An 18,716-nucleotide genomic window follows, 5' to 3' on the forward strand; every position below is an offset into this window, starting at 1 on the left:
GGGCTCGCATAACGTCCAAAGAGATAGCGCAGCGAGCCCGATCCTTCAGCGAATCTGGTGCTTGTGCAGCAGGCGGTAGAAGGTTGGCCGCGAGATGCCCAGCACCTTGGCGGCGATGCTCATGTTGTCGCTGTGCCGGTCGAGCACATCGCACAGGGCCTGGCGCTCGGCGCGCAGTTTGTAGTCTTCCAGCGTACCCAGGGGCTGGTCCTGCTCCTGCAGGTCTTGCAGGCCCAGGTCGGGGGCTTCGATCTGCCGTCCTTCGGCCAGCACCAGGCCACGCCGCACCCGGTTGGCCAGCTCGCGCACATTGCCCGGCCAGTCGTGACGGCCCATGGCCGCCAGGGCGCCGTCGCTGAACGAGCGCGGGCGCCGGCCCGTCTCGAGGCTGTAGAAGCGCGCAAAGTGCCCGGCCAGCAGCGACAGGTCACCATGCCGGTCGCGCAGTGGCGCGGTCACCACTTGCAGCACGTTCAGCCGGTAATACAGATCCTCACGAAAGCGCCCCAGGCCAATGGCCTTTTCCAGGTCGACGTGGGTCGCCGCCAGCACCCGCACATCCACCGGGATCGGCTGGTTGCCGCCGACCCGCTCGATGTGTTTCTCCTGCAAAAAGCGCAGCAGGTTGGCCTGCAGCTCCAGCGGCAGGTCGCCGATTTCGTCGAGGAACAAGGTGCCGCCGTTGGCCGCCTCGATACGCCCGACCTTGCGCTGGTGGGCGCCGGTGAAGGCGCCCTTCTCGTGGCCGAACAGTTCGGACTGGATCAGGTGCTCGGGAATGGCGCCGCAGTTGATGGCGATAAACGGCTGGTCGTGACGCTGCGAAAGCCGGTGCAGGGTGCGCGCCACCAGTTCCTTGCCGGTGCCGCTCTCGCCACGCACCAGTACCGGCGACTCGGTGGGCGCCAGCTTGCCCAGCAGCTTGCGCAGCTCGCGGATGGGCCGGCTTTCGCCGAGCAGCTCGTGCTCGTGCTCATCGACCCGTACCGCACCCTTGCCGCGCAGCCGCGCCATGCCGAAGGCGCGGCCAAGGGTCACCTGCACCCGCGACACGTCAAACGGCAAGGTATGGAAGTCGAAAAACCACTCACAGACAAAGTCGCCGACGTTCTGCATGCGCAGTTCTTCGGCGCTGAGCACGGCGATCCACTCGGTCTTGCTGCGCTGGATCAGATCCTTGACCGCGTCGGGGTGGCGAAGGTGCTGCGCCTGCAGGCGCAAAAGGCCGACATCGCAAGGGTGTTGCAGCGCCGTATCCAGCGTGCAACTGCGCACATCCCAGCCGACATTGCGCAGCCCGGGCAATAACCGGTGGCACTCTTCGCACGGGTCGACGATCAACAAACGGCGGTGGGATGAAGGTTCAAGCATGACCTTTCCTTGGCGCCGGTTTTCAGTTTTTTTCGTATAAACAGCAAGTTGCGACGCCAGAACTAACAGTAGCAATTAACTTGACGCACCCTGCTACCGTTGGTCAGCCCGCCTTTGTCACCTTGCCGTCATACGGGAATTTTCCCGAGTAAACAGCGTCACACGCCCCAGCACCGGCAACATGAAATCGCGTTCATTTAAAAAATTTCAAAACCCTTGTGACTCCACCCCTGATCTGGAGCATCAGTACAAATAACCCCGCGCTGTACGCTTAGCCGGAACAACAACGCGGAAACTCCTTTTCGCTGTTTGGGACCATAGAGAGACCGAACCATGAATGCCCCGCTGCGTGTCAACGAAGCACTGCTGATTGCCGACCACGCCTTCGAACCTTTCCAGTGCGTCGCCTGGGATGCCCCTAACGGCACCGGTGAACTGACCCTGGCAGTGATCGATCGGACCAGCACCCGCATTGGCGCCAAGCAAGTTTCCTCGCGGGTTTACTCGGACCCTGCGCAATGGGCCAGCCTGATCGAAGAAGTGCGCGCAGAACTGTGCCAGAAAGGCTACGACCTGCAGCCCTGGTCAATGCCGAAGTAAGTCGTTTGCAAGTACTGGTGCGTGCCCGCCACGCACCTGATGCAACTTTGCAGGTGACCGCGCAGTAACTTCCCGCCTTTCGCGACATTATGTCGCAGCGCTTCAATTCACTGTATTTGGCTGAACTGGCTGATGTGCCGGTATTCGGCCTGAAGTTGTTCGGCAAGTTGCCTTGCCCGCCCCAGGCGCACCGCCGCCAGTTCCATATCGACCACCAGTGTGTTGCACGGCAACGGTTGCGTTGCGCGCCATTGCGTCAGGCGACCGTCGGTCAGCACCAGGCAACGCTGCACTTCGTGGGGTAATTGCTTGCCGCGCGCCAGCAGCCACTGCCGGGCTTCATCGAGCGCTGCGAACAGCGGCGTACCGCCCCCGGCCCCCAAGCCCTGCAGCCACGGCTGCAACGCCGCCGAGGCCTTCAGCCCGTGGCGCTGCCAGCGCGGTTTGTCGCCACTGGCGGTGAGCAGCGCCAGGCGCGCACGTTGCCGGTAGGCCTGATCGAACAGCCCGGCCAGCAGGCCCTTGGCCTGGGCCAATGCCTGGTGACGACGGGTTGAAGCCGAGGCATCGACGATCACCAGCCACAGCTCCGGCGCCTGGGCCTTGCGCTGCTGCCAGCACAGGTCGCGGCGCTGGCGCGGGCGGCCCTTGAGCAGGGTCGAAAGCCAGGCGACACGGCCCTGGCCGGCGCCTTGCGGGCGACCGCGAGAAGCGCCCTGCGCCTGGCCTTTGCCGGGCCTGGCATCCACCGCCTGAGCCTGCTGCGGGTGGATGCTCAGGGCTTTTTTGCCCAGTTCGGCACCTCGCGCCGTGCGCTTGTAGCGACGGGCTGCGGCGCCATGGCGCCCCAACTGCCCTGCCCTTGGTCTTGTTGCTCCGGTTGCTGCCCCTGTTCGCCCCCGGCGGGCGGTGCGGCCTGTGGCTGCGGCGCTTGCGCGCTACGCCGATGGCGCAGGGCGAACTCGGCCACGGCCTCCACATCCTCTTCCTCGATGGCCGAGCTGGCGCGCCAGGCGGCATGGGCGCGGGCTGCCCGCAGCCACACAAGGTCGGCACGCAGGCCGTCCACGCCGGCGGCGTAGCAGCGCTCGGTGATCCAGGCCAGGGCCTGTTCGTCCAGGGGGATCGACGCCAAGCGTTGCCGCGCCCCGTGGCAGCGCTCGCGCAACTGTGCCTGCGCCCCGGCCCACTCGGCGCAGAACGCCTGCGGGTCACTGTCAAAGGCCAGGCGCCGACGGATGATCTGCTGCCGGGCCTGGGGCGCCGGCAAACCGTCGAGGGCAACGTTGAGGCCGAAGCGGTCGAGCAACTGCGGGCGCAGTTCGCCCTCTTCTGGGTTCATGGTGCCAATCAGCACGAAGCGCGCCGCATGCTGGTGCGAGATACCGTCGCGCTCGACCCGGTTGACGCCGCTGGCTGCCACATCCAGCAGCAGGTCGACCAGCGCATCGGGCAGCAGATTGACTTCGTCCACGTACAATACGCCGCCATCGGCATGGGCCAGCACCCCCGGCGCAAAGCGCGCCTGGCCCTGGCCCAGAGCGGCGTCAAGGTCCAGGGTGCCGACCAGGCGCTCTTCGCTGGCGCCCAGTGGCAAGGTGACGAAGGGCCCGTCGCCGAGCAGGTCGGCCAGGCCCCGGGCCAGGGTGCTCTTGGCCATGCCACGCGGGCCTTCGATCAGCACGCCGCCGATCTTAGGGTCGATGGCGGTCAGGCACAGGGCCAGCTTGAGCGCCTCGGCACCCACCACGGCGGCCAGGGGAAATTGCACAGGTTCGCTCATGTTCAGCAGTCTTCCTCGCCGTCGAGCAACTGCTGCTCGAGGCTTTCACGGTAAGCCCCCGGTTCTTGCCACAGGCCGCGCTGCTGGGCTTCCAGCAGGCGTTCGGTGAGGTCACGCAGGGCTTCTGGGTTGTGTTCACGCAGAAAATCGCGGGTGGCCGGGTCGAGCACATAGGCATCGGCCAGCCCCTGGTAATGATGGTCGTCGATCAGGTGCGTGGTGGCGTCGAAGGCGAACAGGTTGTCCACCGTTGCCGCCAGCTCGAACGCACCTTTATAGCCGTGGCGCTTGGCGCCGTCGATCCACTTGGGGTTCAGCGCACGGGCGCGGATCACCCGGTTCAGCTCTTCTTTCAAGGTGCGGATGCGCGGCCGGTCGGCCTGGCTGTGGTCGCCGTGGTAGCTGGCGCGCGTGCTGCCGGCCAGGGTTTCGGCGGCGGCCAGCATGCCGCCCTGGAACTGGTAGTAGTCGTTGGAGTCGAGCAGGTCGTGCTCGTGGTTGTCCTGGTTCTGCAGCACCGCCTGCACCTGGCCCAGGCGCCTGGCAAAGCTGGCGCGGGCCGGGGTGCCTTCGTCGCTGGCGCCATAGGCGTAGCCACCGTGGTTGAGGTAGACCTCGGCCAGGTCGTCGCGGCTGTGCCACAGCCGGCCGTCGATGGCGTTCTGCACCCCGGCGCCATAGGCCCCGGGCTTGGCACCGAACACCCGCCAGCCGGCTTGGCGGGCAGCCGTTTCATCATCCATGCCCTCACCCACCAATACCTCGCGCTCAGCGCGTACACGGGCGGCCAGCGGGTTGAGGTCGTCGGGCTCGTCCAGCGCCGCCACCGCCTGCACCGCCGCATCGAACAGGCGGATCAGGTTGCCGAAGGCATCGCGGAAGAAGCCCGACACCCGCAGGGTTACATCCACCCGCGGGCGGTCCAGCAGGCTCAGCGGCAAAATTTCGAAGTCATCGACCCGCTGGCTGCCGGTGGCCCATACCGGGCGCACGCCCATCAGCGCCATGGCCTGGGCGATATCGTCGCCGCCGGTGCGCATGGTCGCCGTGCCCCACACCGACAGGCCGAGCTGGCGCAGGTGGTCGCCGTGGTCCTGCAGGTGGCGCTCAAGCACCAGGTTGGCCGAGGCGAAACCCAGCCGCCAGGCGGTGGTGGTGGGCAGGTTGCGCACATCGACGGTGTAGAAGTTGCGCCCGGTGGGCAGCACGTCCAGGCGGCCACGGCTGGGGGCGCCGCTGGGGCCGGCGGGGACGAAACGCCCGGCCAGGGCCGCCAGCAGGCCGTCGATTTCGGCGCCGCCGCAGGCATCCAGCTGCGGGGCGATTTGCTCGACCAGCGACTGCAACACCGCCTGCACCGGCTGCCAGCCGGCCTCATCCGGTAGCGCCAGGGTGCCGCCCAAGGCTTGTTCGATTTGCATCAGGGCCAACTGTTCAAGGCGCTCGCGGGTATCGCCGGTGGTGCGCCACAACGCCGTGTCCACCGCCAGCAGCAGCGCCGGGCGCGGGCCCTGCCAGGGCGCGCCGAGGTCGCAGTCCAGCGGGTCGAAGCCCAGCGCCATGGCTTTGGCCAACGCGCGGATCAGGCTGGCATTGGCGCCCTTGCCGTCACCACGCTCCACCCGCAGCAAGGCCAACAGGGTGTCACGGCGCAGGCGCCCTTGCGGCGACTGGCCGAAGATGTGCAGGCCGTCGCGAATTTGCGATTCCTTGAGGTCGCACAGGTAGGTGTCCAGCCGCGGCAGCCAGACCGCCGCATCGTCGAGCTGGCCTTCCAGCTGCAATTCGCGGTCGATATGGTTGGCCTTGACCAGCTCGAGGATGTCGCGCTGCAGCTCCCGCGCCCGGCGCGGGTCCAGCAGCTGCGCTTCGTAGTATTCGTCGGCCAGTTGTTCCAGGTGGCGCAGCGGGCCGTAGGACTCGGCGCGGGTCAGCGGCGGCATCAGGTGGTCGATGATCACCGCCTGGGTACGGCGCTTGGCCTGGGCGCCTTCACCCGGGTCGTTGACGATGAACGGGTAGACGTTCGGCAGCGGCCCGAGCAGCGCGTCCGGCCAGCATTCATTGGACAGCCCCACGCCCTTGCCCGGCAGCCATTCCAGGTTGCCGTGCTTGCCCACATGCACCACCGCGTCGGCGGCAAAGCCGTTGCGCAGCCAGAAGTGGAACGCCAGGTAGCCATGCGGCGGCACCAGGTCGGGGTCGTGGTACACCGCGCTGTGGTCCACCTGGTAGCCGCGCGCCGGCTGGATGCCAACGAAGGTCAGGCCATAGCGCAGGCCGGCGACCATCATGCGCCCGCTGCGGTGCATCGGGTCCTGCTCGGGCGCGCCCCAGCGTTCCAGCACGGCGCGCTGGTTGGCCTCGGGCAGCGCGGCGAAGGCTGCATGGTAGTCGGCCAGGCTCAGGCTTTGCGCGCAGGGGCGCTGGTCGAGGTGGTCGAGGTCGTTGGTCACCCCGCCCAGCAACTGGTGAATCAGCGCGGTGCCGCTGTCGGGTAGCCCGGCCACCGGGTAACCCTGCTGTTGCAGGGCCTGGAGGATGTTCAGCGCAGCACCTGGGGTATCCAGGCCGACACCGTTGCCGATGCGCCCGTCGCGGGTCGGGTAGTTGGCCAGCACCAGGGCGATGCGTTTTTCGGCGTTGCCCAGCCTTGCCAGCTCGACCCAACGCCGGGCCAGCTCGGCAACGAAGTCCATGCGCTCGGGGTGCGCCCGGTAGCAGACCACGTCGGACTGGCTGCGTTCGCTGCGCCAGGCCAGGTCCTTGAAACTCACCGGGCGGGTGATGATGCGCCCGTCCAGCTCGGGCAAGACGATGTGCATGGCCAGGTCACGCGCGCCCAGGCCCTGCTCGCTCTGCTGCCAGGCGGGTTGGTTGTCCTGGGCGCAGATGGCCTGCAGCACCGGCACGTCGCGGCGCAGCGGGCGCAGGTTGGGCTGCTCGGGGCTGGACAGGGCAAAGCCTGTGGTGTTGATGATCACCTCGGCCTGCACCTCGTCGAGCCAGGCCTCGACCTGATCGAGGCAGGCGCGCTCTTTGAGGCTGGCCACGGCAATCGGCAGCGGGTTCAGGCCACAGGCCTGCAAGCGCTGGCAGAACACGTCGATAAAGGCGGTGTTGGCCGCCTGCAGGTGCGAGCGGTAGAACAGCAGCGGCGCCACCGGCCATTGCGGGTTCCATTCGCCGTACCAGCTCTGCAGCGTGGCACTGGGCAGCGCCGGGTGGTACACCGCAGTGCGCGGCAACGGCTGCGGCTCGTCCCAGGCGTAGTCACGGCCCAGCCATTGGTTGGCCAGGCAGTTGAACAGGTTGAAGGCGTTGGCCTTGCCGCCCTGGCGCAGGTAGTGCCAGAGCCGTTCGGCCTGCTCGCCAATCACCGTGCCAAGGCCGGTGAGCTCCGGGTCCGGGCGGTCATCGCCCGGCACCAGAATCAGCTGCACGCCACGGCTGGCCAGCTCTACCAGTTGCTCGACGCCGTAGCGCCAGTAACCCACGCCGCCGTGCAGCGACACCAGAATCACCTTGGCATGGCGCAGCACTTCATCGACATACAGGTCGACCGAGGCATGGTTCTGCACCTGCATGGGGTTGGCCAGGCGCAGGCTGGGGAAGTCTTCTGGCAACTGCTCGGCGGTTTCGGCGAGCAGTGCCAGGTGGGAATCGCCGCTGCAGAGGATCACCAGCTCCGCGGGTGTCTGGCCGAGGTCGGCGATGCTGTCGTCCGGCACGAAGCCGCCGGGCTGGGTCCGCAGCAGGTGCATCGGTCAGGCGCCCAGGGCCTGGCGCAGGCGCGCTTCCAGCTGGGCGGCGTCGAGGTCCTGGCCGATCAGCACCAGGCGGGTGATGCGCGGCTCGTCTTTGCGCCAGGCGCGGTCGAAGTGTTTGTCGAAACGCGTGCCCACACCCTGGATCAGCAGGCGCATCGGCTTGCCGGGGATGGCGGCGAAGCCTTTGGCGCGCAGGATGCCGAACTCGGTGACCAGTTGCGTCAGGGCATCGAGCAGCAGGCTCTCGTCGGCTTCGGGCAGGTCGATGGAGATCGAGTCGAAGGCGTCATGGTCGTGGTCATCATGGTCGTCACCGTCGTGGTGCGAATCATGATGGGTACGGCGGCCATCGATATGCGCCTCGGACTCGGCGCCCACGCCCAGCAAGACTTCCAGCGGCAGGCGGCCGCTGCTGGCCTCGATCACCTTGACCGCCGGCGGCAGCTCTTCGGCCACCTCGGCGCGCACCTTGGCCAGGCCTTCGGCGTCGATCAGGTCGGCCTTGTTCAGTACCACCAGGTCGGCGCTGGCCAACTGGTCGGCGAACAGTTCGTGCAGCGGCGATTCGTGGTCCAGGTTGGGGTCGAGCTTGCGCTGGGCGTCGACCTGGTCGGGGTAGGCGGCGAAGGTGCCGGCGGCCACGGCCGGGCTGTCGACCACGGTGATCACCGCATCGACCGTGCAGGCGTTGCGAATTTCCGGCCACTGGAAGGCCTGGACCAGGGGTTTGGGCAGGGCCAGGCCGCTGGTTTCGATGAGGATGTGGTCGAGGTCGCCACGGCGCGCCACCAGTTCGCGCATCACCGGGAAGAACTCTTCCTGCACGGTGCAGCACAGGCAGCCGTTGGCCAGCTCGTAGACGCGGCCGTTGGCCTCTTCTTCGCTGCAGCCGATGCTGCACTGCTTGAGGATTTCGCCGTCAATGCCCAGCTCGCCGAATTCATTGACGATCACCGCGATGCGGCGGCCCTGGGCGTTGTCGAGCATGTGGCGCAGCAGCGTGGTTTTACCCGAGCCGAGAAAGCCGGTGACGATGGTGACGGGGAGCTTGGCCAGTGTTTTCATGGGAGGTGCCCTTGGCTGCAGTGGCGCGGGCATGCGGCGCGACAGCCACGGGCGTTGCCGGCCGGGCGCGTTCGCCACCGGATCACCCCGCCCGGTTTAAAGTCGAAAACGTTGCGAGGCAGGTCTCCTGGCTTGCACCGTGCCGGCGGTTGCCGGCGGGTTGGCGCCTTCCCGCGCGTGCGCAGTGGCTGTGCCAACTCTTTAGTGCTTACAGTTGCGGGGGCAGCCGCGGCTTGGACCGCGTTCCCGTCTTAGCTCCGGCAGCAGCCGGAGAACCTCGAAGCGGCAAGGCTACGCAGTGCCTGCAATCCGGTCAACCGCCGCGGCGATTGACGCCCGCCCTGCCCCGTGATTTGCTAGCGCACTGCGTCAAGGTGCCCCCATTGGGGTGAAACGGGAAACCGGTGCGCCAAGTGCCTTTATATAAGGCCTGGCAAAGCCGGTGCTGCCCCCGCAACGGTAAGCGAGTGATGCGTCTGAACCACTGTGCCAGCAGTCCGGCATGGGAAGGAAACGCATAACCTGGAGCCCCGCTCCACCTCGCCAGCCCGGAGACCGGCCTGGACCCATATCAACACCCCGCGGTGGGCGGGCGCTGTCGTATCCCCTGGGCGTTGCATGCCCGGGGTCGCCGCGCTTGCCCGTTGCCACAACAAAAGCAGCAGAGGAACGCGTCATGCCTATCAGCACCGCCAAACACAGCATCGCCACCCCTACCTCCCTCAGCCAGCGCATGGTCATCGCCGTCGGCGCCAGCCTGCTGGGTTTGTGCCTGGTGTACTTTGCCGGCTTCTCGCACATCGAGGCCGTGCACAACGCGGCCCACGACACCCGCCACAGCGCTGCCTTCCCCTGCCACTGACCGGTTACCGAGAATCCCTGCATGATTACGCGCATTGCCCGCACCGCGGGCTTCAGCGGGCTGCTCGCAGCCCTGTTGCTGACTTTGCTGCAAAGTTTCTGGGTGGCCCCGCTGATTCTGCAGGCCGAAACCTACGAGAGTGCGGCACCTGCCGCCGAACACCACGAGCACGGCGGGGCAGCTGCCGCCCATGAGCACGAACACGGCGGCGAGGCCTGGTCACCGGAAGATGGCTGGCAGCGCGTGCTGTCCACCACCGGTGGCAACCTGGTGGTGGCGGTGGGCTTCGCCCTGATTCTCGCGGCGCTGTACAGCCTGCGTGAACCGGGCCGGGTGCGCACTGGCGCCTGGTGGGGGCTGGCGGGTTTTGCAGTGTTCTGCCTGGCACCAACCCTGGGGCTGCCACCGGAGCTACCAGGTACCGCCGCAGCCGACCTGGGCCTGCGCCAAAGCTGGTGGATCGGCACCGCCGCCGCCACGGCTACCGGCCTGGCGCTGCTGGTATTCGCACGGCACTGGTTGTTCAAGGTGCTGGGCGTGGCGCTGCTGGTGCTCCCCCATGTGATCGGCGCGCCGCAACCACCCGTACACGAAAGCCTGGCCCCCGAAGCCCTTGAAACCCAGTTCAAGATCGCCTCCTGGCTGACCAACGCTGCATTCTGGCTGGCCCTGGGCCTGCTCAGCGCGTGGCTGTTCCGCCGCGCCAGCGTCGCCTGATGTCTACCCCTGCGCTGTTCGCAGGCTTTGGTTGCCGCCGGGGTTGCCCGGTGGAAACCCTGGCAGTGCTGCTGCGCCAGACCCTGGCCGAGCACGGCCTGGCGCTGAATGCTGTGCATGGGGTCGCCAGCATCCGCCACAAGGCGCGCGAGCCCGGGCTGCTGGCACTGGCCGAACGCCTGGGGCTGCCCCTCATCTGCTTCGATGCCGAGCACCTGCTCGGCTTCGAGCCGCTGCTCAGCCAACGCTCGGCCGCAGCCTTCGCCCAGACCGGCTGCTGGGGCGTCGCCGAAAGCACCGCCCTGGCACTGGCCGGTACCCGTTTCGCAACGCCCCGCCTGCACGTGCCCCGGCAAATACTGGGTGGCGCTACCCTGGCGCTGGCGTACGGCGGATAATCCGCCTTTTTCTGCAAGGATTTTTCATGACGGTCTACTTCATCGGCGCCGGCCCCGGCGACCCCGAGCTGATCACGGTCAAGGGCCAACGCCTGATCCACCAGTGCCCGGTGATCATCTATGCCGGCTCCCTGGTGCCGCCGGCAGTGCTTGAAGGGCACCGCGCCAGCACCGTCATCAACAGTGCCGAACTGCACCTGGAGCAGATCATCGAAGCCATGCGCCAGGCCCACGCCAACGGCCAGGATGTGGCCCGGGTGCACAGCGGCGACCCGAGCCTGTACGGTGCCATCGGCGAGCAAATCCGCCACCTGCGCGAGCTGGGCATCGACTACCAGATCATCCCAGGCGTCACCGCCACCGCCGCCAGTGCCGCCCTGCTCGGCTGCGAGCTGACCCTGCCGGAAGTGGCACAAACAGTGATTCTGACCCGCTACGGCGACAGCTCACCGATGCCTGCCGGCGAACAACTGGCCGACCTGGCCCGCCATGGTTGCACCCTGGCGATCCACCTGGGCATCCGTAACCTGGCGCGCATCGTCGACGAGCTGCTGCCGCATTACGGCGCCGACTGCCCGGTGGCGGTGGTGCACCGGGCTACCTGGCCCGACCAGGACTGGGCCCGTGGCACCTTGGCAGACATCGTCGAACTGGTGGCCGGCAAGGGCTTCCGGCGCACGGCGCTGATTCTGGTCGGCCATGTGCTGGGCGATGCGCCGTTCGCCGATTCGGCGCTTTACCGCGCAGGCCACGCCCACCTTTATCGTCCCGGCTCCTGAGCCCATTGCCGGGCAGCATGGCGCCGTAGCACACTCAGGCTTTGCCAATCACGGAAGCCACGCCATGCTCGAGCTACGCCCCAACTGCGAATGCTGTGACCGCGACCTGCCCGGTGACAGCCCGGATGCGCTGATCTGCTCGTTCGAATGCACCTTCTGCAGCGCCTGCGCCGCGCAGCATTTCAGCAGTGGCTGCCCTAATTGCGGCGGCCAGCTGAGCCCTCGGCCAACCCGGGTTGGCCGGGCCTTGCACAACAACCCCGCTTCCACCCAGCGGGTGCACAAGGCCCACCCCGCCTGCGCCTGACGCTAAACACACACTCTGTGCACAAGGGCCGCCCGAGGCCCTTTTGTAGTCCTTTTCAACAAATATGTGTTGTTTTTTCAACACACCTATACTCCCCTATTACCAAGGCTCCTGAATCTCCGTAATGTGCGCTGCCCCGGCTTCGCAGCCCCAGACCTGAGCCTGTTGGATCAAAGGACGCGGGCTCAATTCAACAGGAGTGATTGCATGACATCCGTGCTGCTGGTCGATGACCACCACATCGTTCGCCTTGCCGTGCGCATGCTGCTCGAAAACGAGCGCTTCACCGTCGTTGGTGAAACCGGCAAGGGCAAGGAGGCCGCCACCTTGGCGGCCAAGACCAAGGCCGACGTGGTCATACTCGACATCGGCCTGCCCGACCTGGACGGCATGGAGGTGATCAAACGCCTCAAACTGCTGGACCCTCCCCCCAAGATCATGGCCCTGACCGGCCAACCCGCCGACTTGTATGTGCGCCGCTGCATGGATGCCGGCATTTGTGCCTTCGTCAACAAGGACGAGGACCTCGACGCACTGGTGTTCGCGCTGAAGGCGCTGGTGAAGGGGTATTCGACCTTCCCGCAGATGGCAGTCAACAGCAACAGCCTGGAAAGCGAGCACGAACGCCTCGGCCTGCTTTCCAACCGTGAAATGGAGGTTTTGCGGCGCCTGTGCGCCGGGCAGAGCAACAAGCTGATCGGCGAGCAGATGAACCTCAGCGCCAAGACCATCAGTACCTACCGCGGCCGGATTCTCGAGAAGCTCAAGGCCGAATCGCTGGTGGAAATGGTCGACCTGGCCAAACGCAACAACGTGGTCTGAGACCATGGGCAAAGGCACCCTGGCGTGCCTGCTGCTGGCCGCATTCGCGCTCCCCCCCAGCTGGGCGCAAGCGGCCGGCGAACCCCGCCAACTGCTGGCCCGCTCGCAAAGCGCCGTGCCTCCCTTGCGCCTGGCGCTTGCCGACCGCGAGTGGCTGGCGCTGCGCAACGGCCTGCGCCTGGGCACCTCGCACCCCGATTACCCCCCCTTCGACATCAATACCAGCCAGGCCGCCTACGAAGGCCTCAGCGCCGACTATGCCGGCCTGATCGGCGAACAACTGGGCGTTGCGGTGCAGGTTATTCGCTACCCTGACCGCGCCCAGGCCATTGCTGCCCTGCATAAGGGTGAAATCGACCTGCTGGGCAGCTCGAATGCCTTCGAAGCCGCCGATGCGGGGCTTGCATTGAGCCAAGCCTATGCCGATGACCTGCCGGTGATCGTCGCTCGGCACGGTCGCCCGTTGCGTGATGCCGGCGACCTGACCGGCATGCGCCTGGCCATGGTCGACCACTACTGGCCAAGCGAGGCCGTGCGCCAGCTCTACCCCAATGCCCGGCTGGTGCTGCAGCGCTCCACACTGGCAGGCGTCGCCGCCGTTGCCCTGGGGCAGGCCGATGCGTATCTGGGCGATGCCATCAGTACCGACTACGTGATCGGCAAGGGCTACCAGGGGCTGGTCGCCATCGATCACCTGGTCAAGGCGCCGCCCAGCACCTTCTCCTTCGCCGTGGACCGTGACCAGCAGCGTTTGCTGCAACTGGTCAACCAGGCGCTGCAACGCATCGGCGACAGCGAGCGCCTGAACATCCTGAACCGCTGGACACGCGGCAGCACCACGACGCTGCTCGATCGACGCCTGGATGCGCTGAGCGCCGAGGAGCGCAACTGGATCGCTCGACACCCCAGCGTGCGGGTGATGATCAACACTCGCCTGGCGCCCTTGACCTTCAGCGATGCCCTGCAGCAACCCCGTGGCATCGCCATCGATGTGCTGGAGCAGATCAGCCGCCGCACCGGCCTGCATTTCGAATTCGTGATGGCAGACTCGTTCGACGAAATGCTCGAGGCTGCAGCGCAGGGCAAGGTCGACATGCTTGGCGCCATCGGCCATGACCCTCGCCAGGCCAATCGTCTGCGCTACACCCGCTCCTTCATGGTCAGCCCCCGGGTACTGGTAACCCGCGCCAATGCACCAATGCTGGACACCGGGCAGCCGCTGCGCGACATGCGAGTCGCCGTGCTGCAGGGCTCGCCGCTTCGCCCGGACCTACCTGGCCAACGGGTAGTGGAAGCGAAAAACCCGCTCGAGCTGCTGCAAGCAGTGATCGATGGCAAGGCCGATGCCGCCCTCAGCCCGCTGATCAACGCCAACTACTTCATCAACCAGCTGGGCAACAGCAAGCTCAGGGTTGCCGGGCAATTTGGCGACGAGCCCATAGCGGCAAGCTTTGCCGTCACCCCGGCGCTGCCGCAGTTGCAGGCAATCCTCGACAAGGCGCTGCTGAGCCTGCCCCCCGACCAGTTGGACCATCTGGTCGACCGCTGGCGCAGCAGCGCCGTGGCCAGCGACAGCCCCTGGCGCAATTACCGCAGCCTGGCAATCCAGGCATTGCTGCTGGCTGGCGTGGTACTGGCAGGGGTGCTGTTCTGGAACCTCTACCTGCGCAAGCTGATCCACCAGCGCACCGAGGCCCAGAGCGCCCTGCAAACGCAACTGGGCTTGAGCCGCGCATTGCTTGAGCAATTGCGCCAGGCCAAGGTCGATGCCGAGCAAGCCAGCCACGCCAAGAGCGCCTTCCTGGCGGTGATGAGCCACGAGATACGCACCCCCATGAACGCCATCATCGGCTTGCTCGAGCTGGCCCTGCAGGACAGCCGGCAGGGCCGCAACGACCCACAGGCCCTCGAGACCGCCCACGATTCTGCGGTCGGGCTGCTCGATCTGATAGGCGATGTGCTGGACATCTCACGCATCGAATCCGGGCGCATGACCCTGCAAGCTGTGCCTGTCGAGTTGCGCGCCCTGGTGCAGGCGGTGTTGCGCATGTTCGAGGGCAATGCCCGGGCCAAAGGCATTGGCCTGCATGTTTCGGTGCCCGAAGCCGTATGCTGGGTCGAGGCCGACCCGCTGCGGCTCAAGCAGGTGCTGGCCAACCTTGTGAGCAACGCGATCAAGTTCACCCAGCGCGGCCAGGTGCAGGTAACCTTGCGCGGCACACCTGATGCGCCGGGCATGCTTGCCGTGCATTTGCAGGTCAGTGACAGCGGTGTGGGTATCAGCAGCGCCGATCAGGCCCGACTGTTCGAGGCCTTCGCCCAGGCCGGCGAGCACGCTGGCCGCCAGGGGGCTGGCCTGGGCCTGCTGATCAGCCGCCACCTGTGCGCCCTGATGGGCGGCGAGCTCAGTCTGCAAAGCCTGGAGGGCCTTGGCACCCAGGTCGATGTGCGGCTCACCTTGAAACAGGCCGAGCCCGCCGCCGATATGCCAGGCACCCCGGATGAAAACGCCCAGGGCGCCACGGCGCTGCGCATTCTGGTGGTCGACGACTACCCCGCCAACCTGTTGCTGCTGGACAAGCAATTGGGCTCGCTCGGCCACCAGGTGAGCTTGGCCGAACACGGCGAAGCGGCGCTGAGCCTGTGGCAGGCCGGTGACTTCGATGTGCTGCTGACCGACTGCAACATGCCGGTGATGGATGGCCATGCCCTCACCCGGCGCGTCCGCGTGCTGGAGCATTCCCTGCAACGGCCGCGCTGCCGGATCATCGGCGTCACCGCCAATGCCCAGGCCGAAGAGCGCCAACGTTGCCTGGCCAGCGGCATGGACGAGTGCCTGTTCAAACCGCTGGGCCTGCACGCCCTGCGGGCCAGCCTGGCCACGGCCAAGCCACTGCCCTTCACCGGGCAACCGCAAGCAGCGCCACACAGGGCCAGTGGCTTCGAGCTGGCCAAGCTGCGCCACCTGACGCAGGACGACCGCCAGCTGACCCTGACCCTGTTGCGTCAACTGGCCGAAAGCACTGCCGAAGACCTGCAGTCACTGCGCAACCTGGGCGAGCCGGCAGCGCCCGACGCCCTGGCCATGGCCGTGCACCGCATCAAAGGTGGGGCGAAGATGCTCAAGGTGAGCACGGTGGTGGGCGATTGCGAGGCGCTCGAGCAGGCCATCGCCGACGGCCTGCCGACCGGGCCATTGCTGGCCCCCTTGCTTGAGAGCCTGCAAAGCCTGGAGCGCGAACTGCGCCAGGGGGTCAATGCAATTGCAGGGTCGAGCTGATCTGGCTGATCGCGTCGACCACGTGCCGCGAGCCCTGCTGAATTTCCATGATCACCGTACCGGCCTCGTTGGCCAGTTCCACACCGATGCCGGTGCGGGTCAGGCTCGATTGCATGCTGGCCACGGCAGTCAATGACAGGTCGTGGTTCTGCCGCACCACATCGACGATTTCCAGAGTGGCCTTGCTGGTGCGCGCCGCCAGGTTGCGCACCTCATCGGCCACCACCGCAAAGCCCCGCCCGTGCTCGCCCGCCCGCGCCGCCTCGATCGCCGCATTGAGCGCCAGCAGGTTGGTCTGGTCGGCGATGCCGCGAATGGTCAACACGATCTGCCCGATCACATCGGACTGCTTGCTCACCGCATCGATGGTGCGCGCGGCCTCGTTCAGCTCCACGGAAATCTGCTCGATCACTTCGACGGTCTGCTGCACCACTTCACTGCCCTTGCGTGCGCAGGCGTCGGTTTGCACCGAGCTGGCATGGGCGGCATCGGCGGCGGTCTGCTGGGTGCTGACCTGACGGGTGATGTCGCTGGCGAACTTGACCACCTTGTACAGGCGGCCCTTGTTGTCGAAGATCGGGTTGTACGACGCCTCCAGGTAGACGGTGCGGCCCTGCTTGTCGACCCGCTCGAAGCGGTGCGAGTGGTACTCGCCGCGGTTGAGCGAGGCCCAGAAGTCGCGGTATTGCGCCGACTCGCGCTCATGGGGCAGGCAGAACAGGCCGTGGTGGCGCCCCACCACTTCTTCGTGGCGGTAGCCCATGGTGTCGAGGAAGTTCTGGTTGGCCTTGATCACCCGCCCGGCCGGGGTGAACTCCACCACCGCCATGGAGCGGCCGATGGCCTTGAGCAGGCTTTCGCTTTCGTGTTCCTCGATCACGTGCCGGGTGATGTCGGAGGCCACCTTGATCACGCTGGTCACCTGCTGGCGCTCATCGAGCACCGGCATGTAGCTGGCTTCCAGCCACACCTCGCGGCCGGCTTTGTCCAGGCGCTCGAAGGTACCGCTGATGGCCTTGCCCTCACCCAGCTCGCGCCACAGCTGCTGGTACTCGGCGCCTTTGGCGTAGGTGGGGTCGCAAAAAATACGGTGGTGCTTGCCGCGGATCTCGTCGGCGCTGTAGCCCATGGTCTTGCAGAAGTGCTCGTTGGCTTCGAGGATGGTGCCGTCGGGGGCGAACTCGATCATCGCCATGGAACGGCTGATCGCCGCGAGCTTGGCTTGCACGCCGGCCAACGCTTGCTGGCAACGCTGAATCTCGACCAAATCGGACTTGCGATGAAACTCCAACATGACCCGGGCCTCCTTTGTGCCCACCGGATGCTCAAGAGCATAGATGGGCGCTGGGGGCGTGCAAGCGAACTGCTATCACTTATGGATTAAGCCGCCGATAGCCGGTAATCCGGCGCTGCGCCCTGCAGGAGCCGGCTTGCCGGCGATAGGGCCGGGCCTGAAACCAACTTGCTGTGCCGGGCTGCCGGCCTCATCGCCGGCAAGCCGGCTCTCATAGAACAAACTACAACTCATTGATTTAGCAGGGGCCTGTGGGAGCGGGCTTGCCCGCGAACACCGGCGAAGCCGGTGCCAGACACCGCGTCGCCTGCTTCGCGGTGGTCCGGCACTCCGGCAAGCCCGCTCCCACAGGTACCGCGGCGGGCTCGTGCCCAGTTCTCTGCGCGACAGCGCAGCCCGAAGGGCTGGGTGATCTCCTACAGATAACCGCGTGCCTCGAGCGGGTTATGAGCTTTCCCGCACCACCAGCTCGAAGCCCAAGTCCTGGCGTTCGGCCCCCACCCGCTTGCCGTCGAGCAAGCCCAACAGCGCCTGGGCAGCACCTCGGCCAACCGCCGCCCGGGGCGTGCGGATCGAGGTCAGCGGCGGCACCATGTGCGCCGAGGCCGGCAGGTCGTTGAAGCCCACCATCGCCACCTGCCGCGGCACCTCGATACCCTGACGCAGCGCCTGCAGCACCGCGCCCTGGGCCAGGTCGTCATTGCAGAAGAACAGGCCGTCGACATCCGGCGCGCTGGCCAGCAAGCGGCTGAACAACTCGCCCCCCAGGCCGATGGACGACGGTTGCGGGTCGAGCATTTCCAGCTCCGGCGCCCTTAGCCCGGCCTCGGCCAGCGCCTGGCGGAAGCCTTCGGCGCGCTGCATCACCCGCGGGTCGAGTTGCGCGGCAATGAAGCCCAGCCGCCGCCGGCCGCGCTCGATCAGGTGGCGCGCCGCAGCGCGCCCGGCCTCATGCTGGGAAAACCCAACCGACAACTCCCCCGCCTCGCCGCCTAGCTCCATCATGTGCACGCAGGGCACCCGGCTGGCCGCCAGCAACTGGCGCGAAGCGTCGCTGCGCTCGAAGCCGGTGAGCAGCATGCCGCAGGGTTGATAGGCCAAGTAGTTGCGAATCAGGTTTTCTTCTTCGGCGATATCGTAGTGATAGTTGCCGATCAGCACTTCCATGCCGCGCGGCCGCATCACCTCGTGAATAGCCTCGAGGGTGTCGATGAACAGCTGGTTGGACAGCGACGGGATCAGCACCACCACCGACTGGCTGCGCGCAGAAGCCAGGGCCCGCGCCGCCGGGTTGGCAACGTAGCCAAGGCTGGCGGCGGCGGCCATGACTTTTTCCACCAGCTCCGGCGCGACCGTGCTGACCCCGCGCAGGGCGCGGGAGGCGGTGATGGGGGAAACCCCGGAAAGCCTGGCGACTTCGGCCAGGGTGGGACGACCAGTGGTACGAGAGCCGATGCGAGACATGGATGTTGTAATTTTACTACTTGCAGGAATGGGGAACGGTCACTAAGGTAGCGCTGTCTCAGGACGCAGGCAATGCAAACCTGGTAGCAGGCATGCGTAAAGCGTCCATACTGCCCAAGACAAGACCAATAACACCCGGGAGGGTGGCGCTCGCAATCTCGTTTCGCTCCGTTCGAGACAGCGCTATCTCACCCTGCAGGAGGT

General features: G+C 66.6%; 14 protein-coding genes, 2 pseudogenes and 2 riboswitches. Of the genes and pseudogenes, 8 read left to right on the top strand and 8 right to left on the bottom strand.

What is annotated here, in order from left to right; translation table 11 throughout:
* Positions 1-45: 45 nt before the first annotated feature.
* A complete protein-coding gene (locus ACI2KK_RS23575) occupies positions 46-1,371 on the bottom strand; it encodes a sigma 54-interacting transcriptional regulator (RefSeq protein ID WP_404670830.1) in 1,326 nt (441 codons plus the stop codon).
* Between the two features lie 333 nt (positions 1,372-1,704).
* Here ACI2KK_RS23575 and ACI2KK_RS23580 point away from each other — a divergent pair, with 333 nt between their 5' ends.
* On the top strand, positions 1,705-1,971 hold the full coding sequence (locus tag ACI2KK_RS23580; RefSeq protein WP_194791433.1) for a hypothetical protein: 267 nt from the start codon (positions 1,705-1,707) through the stop codon (positions 1,969-1,971).
* A 107-nt stretch (positions 1,972-2,078) separates the two neighbouring features.
* Here ACI2KK_RS23580 and ACI2KK_RS23585 read toward each other — a convergent pair whose 3' ends face one another.
* The 4 genes from ACI2KK_RS23585 to cobW are packed head-to-tail and all read right to left on the bottom strand — an operon-like array spanning position 2,079 to position 8,589.
* Positions 2,079-2,720 carry a VWA domain-containing protein gene (locus ACI2KK_RS23585; RefSeq protein ID WP_404670855.1) on the bottom strand — a complete coding sequence of 214 codons (642 nt, stop codon included), beginning with the start codon at positions 2,718-2,720 and terminating at the stop codon, positions 2,079-2,081.
* A 26-nt stretch (positions 2,721-2,746) separates the two neighbouring features.
* Positions 2,747-3,754, bottom strand: coding sequence for an ATP-binding protein (locus ACI2KK_RS23590; protein WP_404670831.1), 1,008 nt, complete (start codon positions 3,752-3,754; stop codon positions 2,747-2,749).
* A gap of 2 nt (positions 3,755-3,756) precedes the next feature.
* Positions 3,757-7,518, bottom strand: a complete 3,762-nt coding sequence (cobN, locus tag ACI2KK_RS23595) for a cobaltochelatase subunit CobN (protein WP_404670832.1) — start codon at positions 7,516-7,518, stop codon at positions 3,757-3,759.
* Positions 7,519-7,521: 3 nt separating this feature from the next.
* Positions 7,522-8,589: a cobalamin biosynthesis protein CobW gene (gene cobW, locus ACI2KK_RS23600; RefSeq protein WP_404670833.1), complete on the bottom strand. Its 1,068-nt coding sequence runs from the start codon at positions 8,587-8,589 to the stop codon at positions 7,522-7,524.
* Between the two features lie 99 nt (positions 8,590-8,688).
* Positions 8,689-8,884, bottom strand: a riboswitch (cobalamin riboswitch).
* A 60-nt stretch (positions 8,885-8,944) separates the two neighbouring features.
* A riboswitch (cobalamin riboswitch) is annotated at positions 8,945-9,168 on the top strand.
* Positions 9,169-9,265: 97 nt separating this feature from the next.
* Here cobW and ACI2KK_RS23605 point away from each other — a divergent pair.
* From ACI2KK_RS23605 to ACI2KK_RS23635, 7 genes are all read left to right on the top strand, one after another.
* Positions 9,266-9,451, top strand: a complete 186-nt coding sequence (locus ACI2KK_RS23605) for a CbtB-domain containing protein (RefSeq protein ID WP_404670834.1) — start codon at positions 9,266-9,268, stop codon at positions 9,449-9,451.
* A gap of 21 nt (positions 9,452-9,472) precedes the next feature.
* Entirely contained in the window at positions 9,473-10,168 is a 696-nt protein-coding gene (locus tag ACI2KK_RS23610) for a CbtA family protein (RefSeq protein ID WP_404670835.1), read from the top strand.
* Positions 10,168-10,566 carry a cobalamin biosynthesis protein gene (locus ACI2KK_RS23615; protein WP_404670836.1) on the top strand — a complete coding sequence of 133 codons (399 nt, stop codon included), beginning with the start codon at positions 10,168-10,170 and terminating at the stop codon, positions 10,564-10,566. The genes ACI2KK_RS23610 and ACI2KK_RS23615 overlap by 1 nt, the downstream gene beginning before the upstream one ends.
* A gap of 26 nt (positions 10,567-10,592) precedes the next feature.
* The gene (cobM, locus tag ACI2KK_RS23620; protein ID WP_404670837.1) at positions 10,593-11,345 is read left to right on the top strand and encodes a precorrin-4 C(11)-methyltransferase; all 753 of its coding nucleotides are present in this window, start codon (positions 10,593-10,595) and stop codon (positions 11,343-11,345) included.
* 64 nt (positions 11,346-11,409) lie between these two features.
* A complete protein-coding gene (locus tag ACI2KK_RS23625) occupies positions 11,410-11,652 on the top strand; it encodes a DUF1272 domain-containing protein (protein WP_217843421.1) in 243 nt (80 codons plus the stop codon).
* Between the two features lie 207 nt (positions 11,653-11,859).
* On the top strand, positions 11,860-12,474 hold the full coding sequence (locus ACI2KK_RS23630; protein ID WP_369992047.1) for a response regulator: 615 nt from the start codon (positions 11,860-11,862) through the stop codon (positions 12,472-12,474).
* 4 nt (positions 12,475-12,478) lie between these two features.
* On the top strand, positions 12,479-15,754 hold the full coding sequence (locus tag ACI2KK_RS23635) for a transporter substrate-binding domain-containing protein (protein ID WP_404670838.1): 3,276 nt from the start codon (positions 12,479-12,481) through the stop codon (positions 15,752-15,754).
* Here the strand turns inward: ACI2KK_RS23635 and ACI2KK_RS23640 are convergent.
* The 3 genes and pseudogenes from ACI2KK_RS23640 to ACI2KK_RS23650 form a co-directional block, all read right to left on the bottom strand.
* Positions 15,729-16,091: pseudogene (locus tag ACI2KK_RS23640) on the bottom strand (methyl-accepting chemotaxis protein); the annotation flags it as partial. The gene ACI2KK_RS23635 and the pseudogene ACI2KK_RS23640 overlap by 26 nt on opposite strands.
* A gap of 174 nt (positions 16,092-16,265) precedes the next feature.
* A pseudogene (locus ACI2KK_RS23645) lies at positions 16,266-17,048 on the bottom strand (PAS domain-containing protein); the annotation flags it as partial.
* Positions 17,049-17,492: 444 nt separating this feature from the next.
* Complete coding sequence (locus ACI2KK_RS23650; RefSeq protein WP_404670839.1) at positions 17,493-18,512, bottom strand: LacI family DNA-binding transcriptional regulator; 1,020 nt, start codon at positions 18,510-18,512, stop codon at positions 17,493-17,495.
* Positions 18,513-18,716 lie beyond the last annotated feature (204 nt).

It is taken from the genome of Pseudomonas sp. NPDC089406 (assembly GCF_044900265.1).
Classification (GTDB): domain Bacteria; phylum Pseudomonadota; class Gammaproteobacteria; order Pseudomonadales; family Pseudomonadaceae; genus Aquipseudomonas; species Aquipseudomonas fakonensis.

Coding starts and splice junctions, on each gene's coding strand:
- ACI2KK_RS23575 (WP_404670830.1), bottom strand. CDS start 1,371: ATGCTTGAACCTTCATCCCACCGCCGTTTGTTGATCGTCGACCCGTGC.
- ACI2KK_RS23580 (WP_194791433.1), top strand. CDS start 1,705: ATGAATGCCCCGCTGCGTGTCAACGAAGCACTGCTGATTGCCGACCAC.
- ACI2KK_RS23590 (WP_404670831.1), bottom strand. CDS start 3,754: ATGAGCGAACCTGTGCAATTTCCCCTGGCCGCCGTGGTGGGTGCCGAG.
- cobN (WP_404670832.1), bottom strand. CDS start 7,518: ATGCACCTGCTGCGGACCCAGCCCGGCGGCTTCGTGCCGGACGACAGC.
- cobW (WP_404670833.1), bottom strand. CDS start 8,589: ATGAAAACACTGGCCAAGCTCCCCGTCACCATCGTCACCGGCTTTCTC.
- ACI2KK_RS23605 (WP_404670834.1), top strand. CDS start 9,266: ATGCCTATCAGCACCGCCAAACACAGCATCGCCACCCCTACCTCCCTC.
- ACI2KK_RS23610 (WP_404670835.1), top strand. CDS start 9,473: ATGATTACGCGCATTGCCCGCACCGCGGGCTTCAGCGGGCTGCTCGCA.
- ACI2KK_RS23615 (WP_404670836.1), top strand. CDS start 10,168: ATGTCTACCCCTGCGCTGTTCGCAGGCTTTGGTTGCCGCCGGGGTTGC.
- cobM (WP_404670837.1), top strand. CDS start 10,593: ATGACGGTCTACTTCATCGGCGCCGGCCCCGGCGACCCCGAGCTGATC.
- ACI2KK_RS23625 (WP_217843421.1), top strand. CDS start 11,410: ATGCTCGAGCTACGCCCCAACTGCGAATGCTGTGACCGCGACCTGCCC.
- ACI2KK_RS23630 (WP_369992047.1), top strand. CDS start 11,860: ATGACATCCGTGCTGCTGGTCGATGACCACCACATCGTTCGCCTTGCC.
- ACI2KK_RS23635 (WP_404670838.1), top strand. CDS start 12,479: ATGGGCAAAGGCACCCTGGCGTGCCTGCTGCTGGCCGCATTCGCGCTC.
- ACI2KK_RS23650 (WP_404670839.1), bottom strand. CDS start 18,512: ATGTCTCGCATCGGCTCTCGTACCACTGGTCGTCCCACCCTGGCCGAA.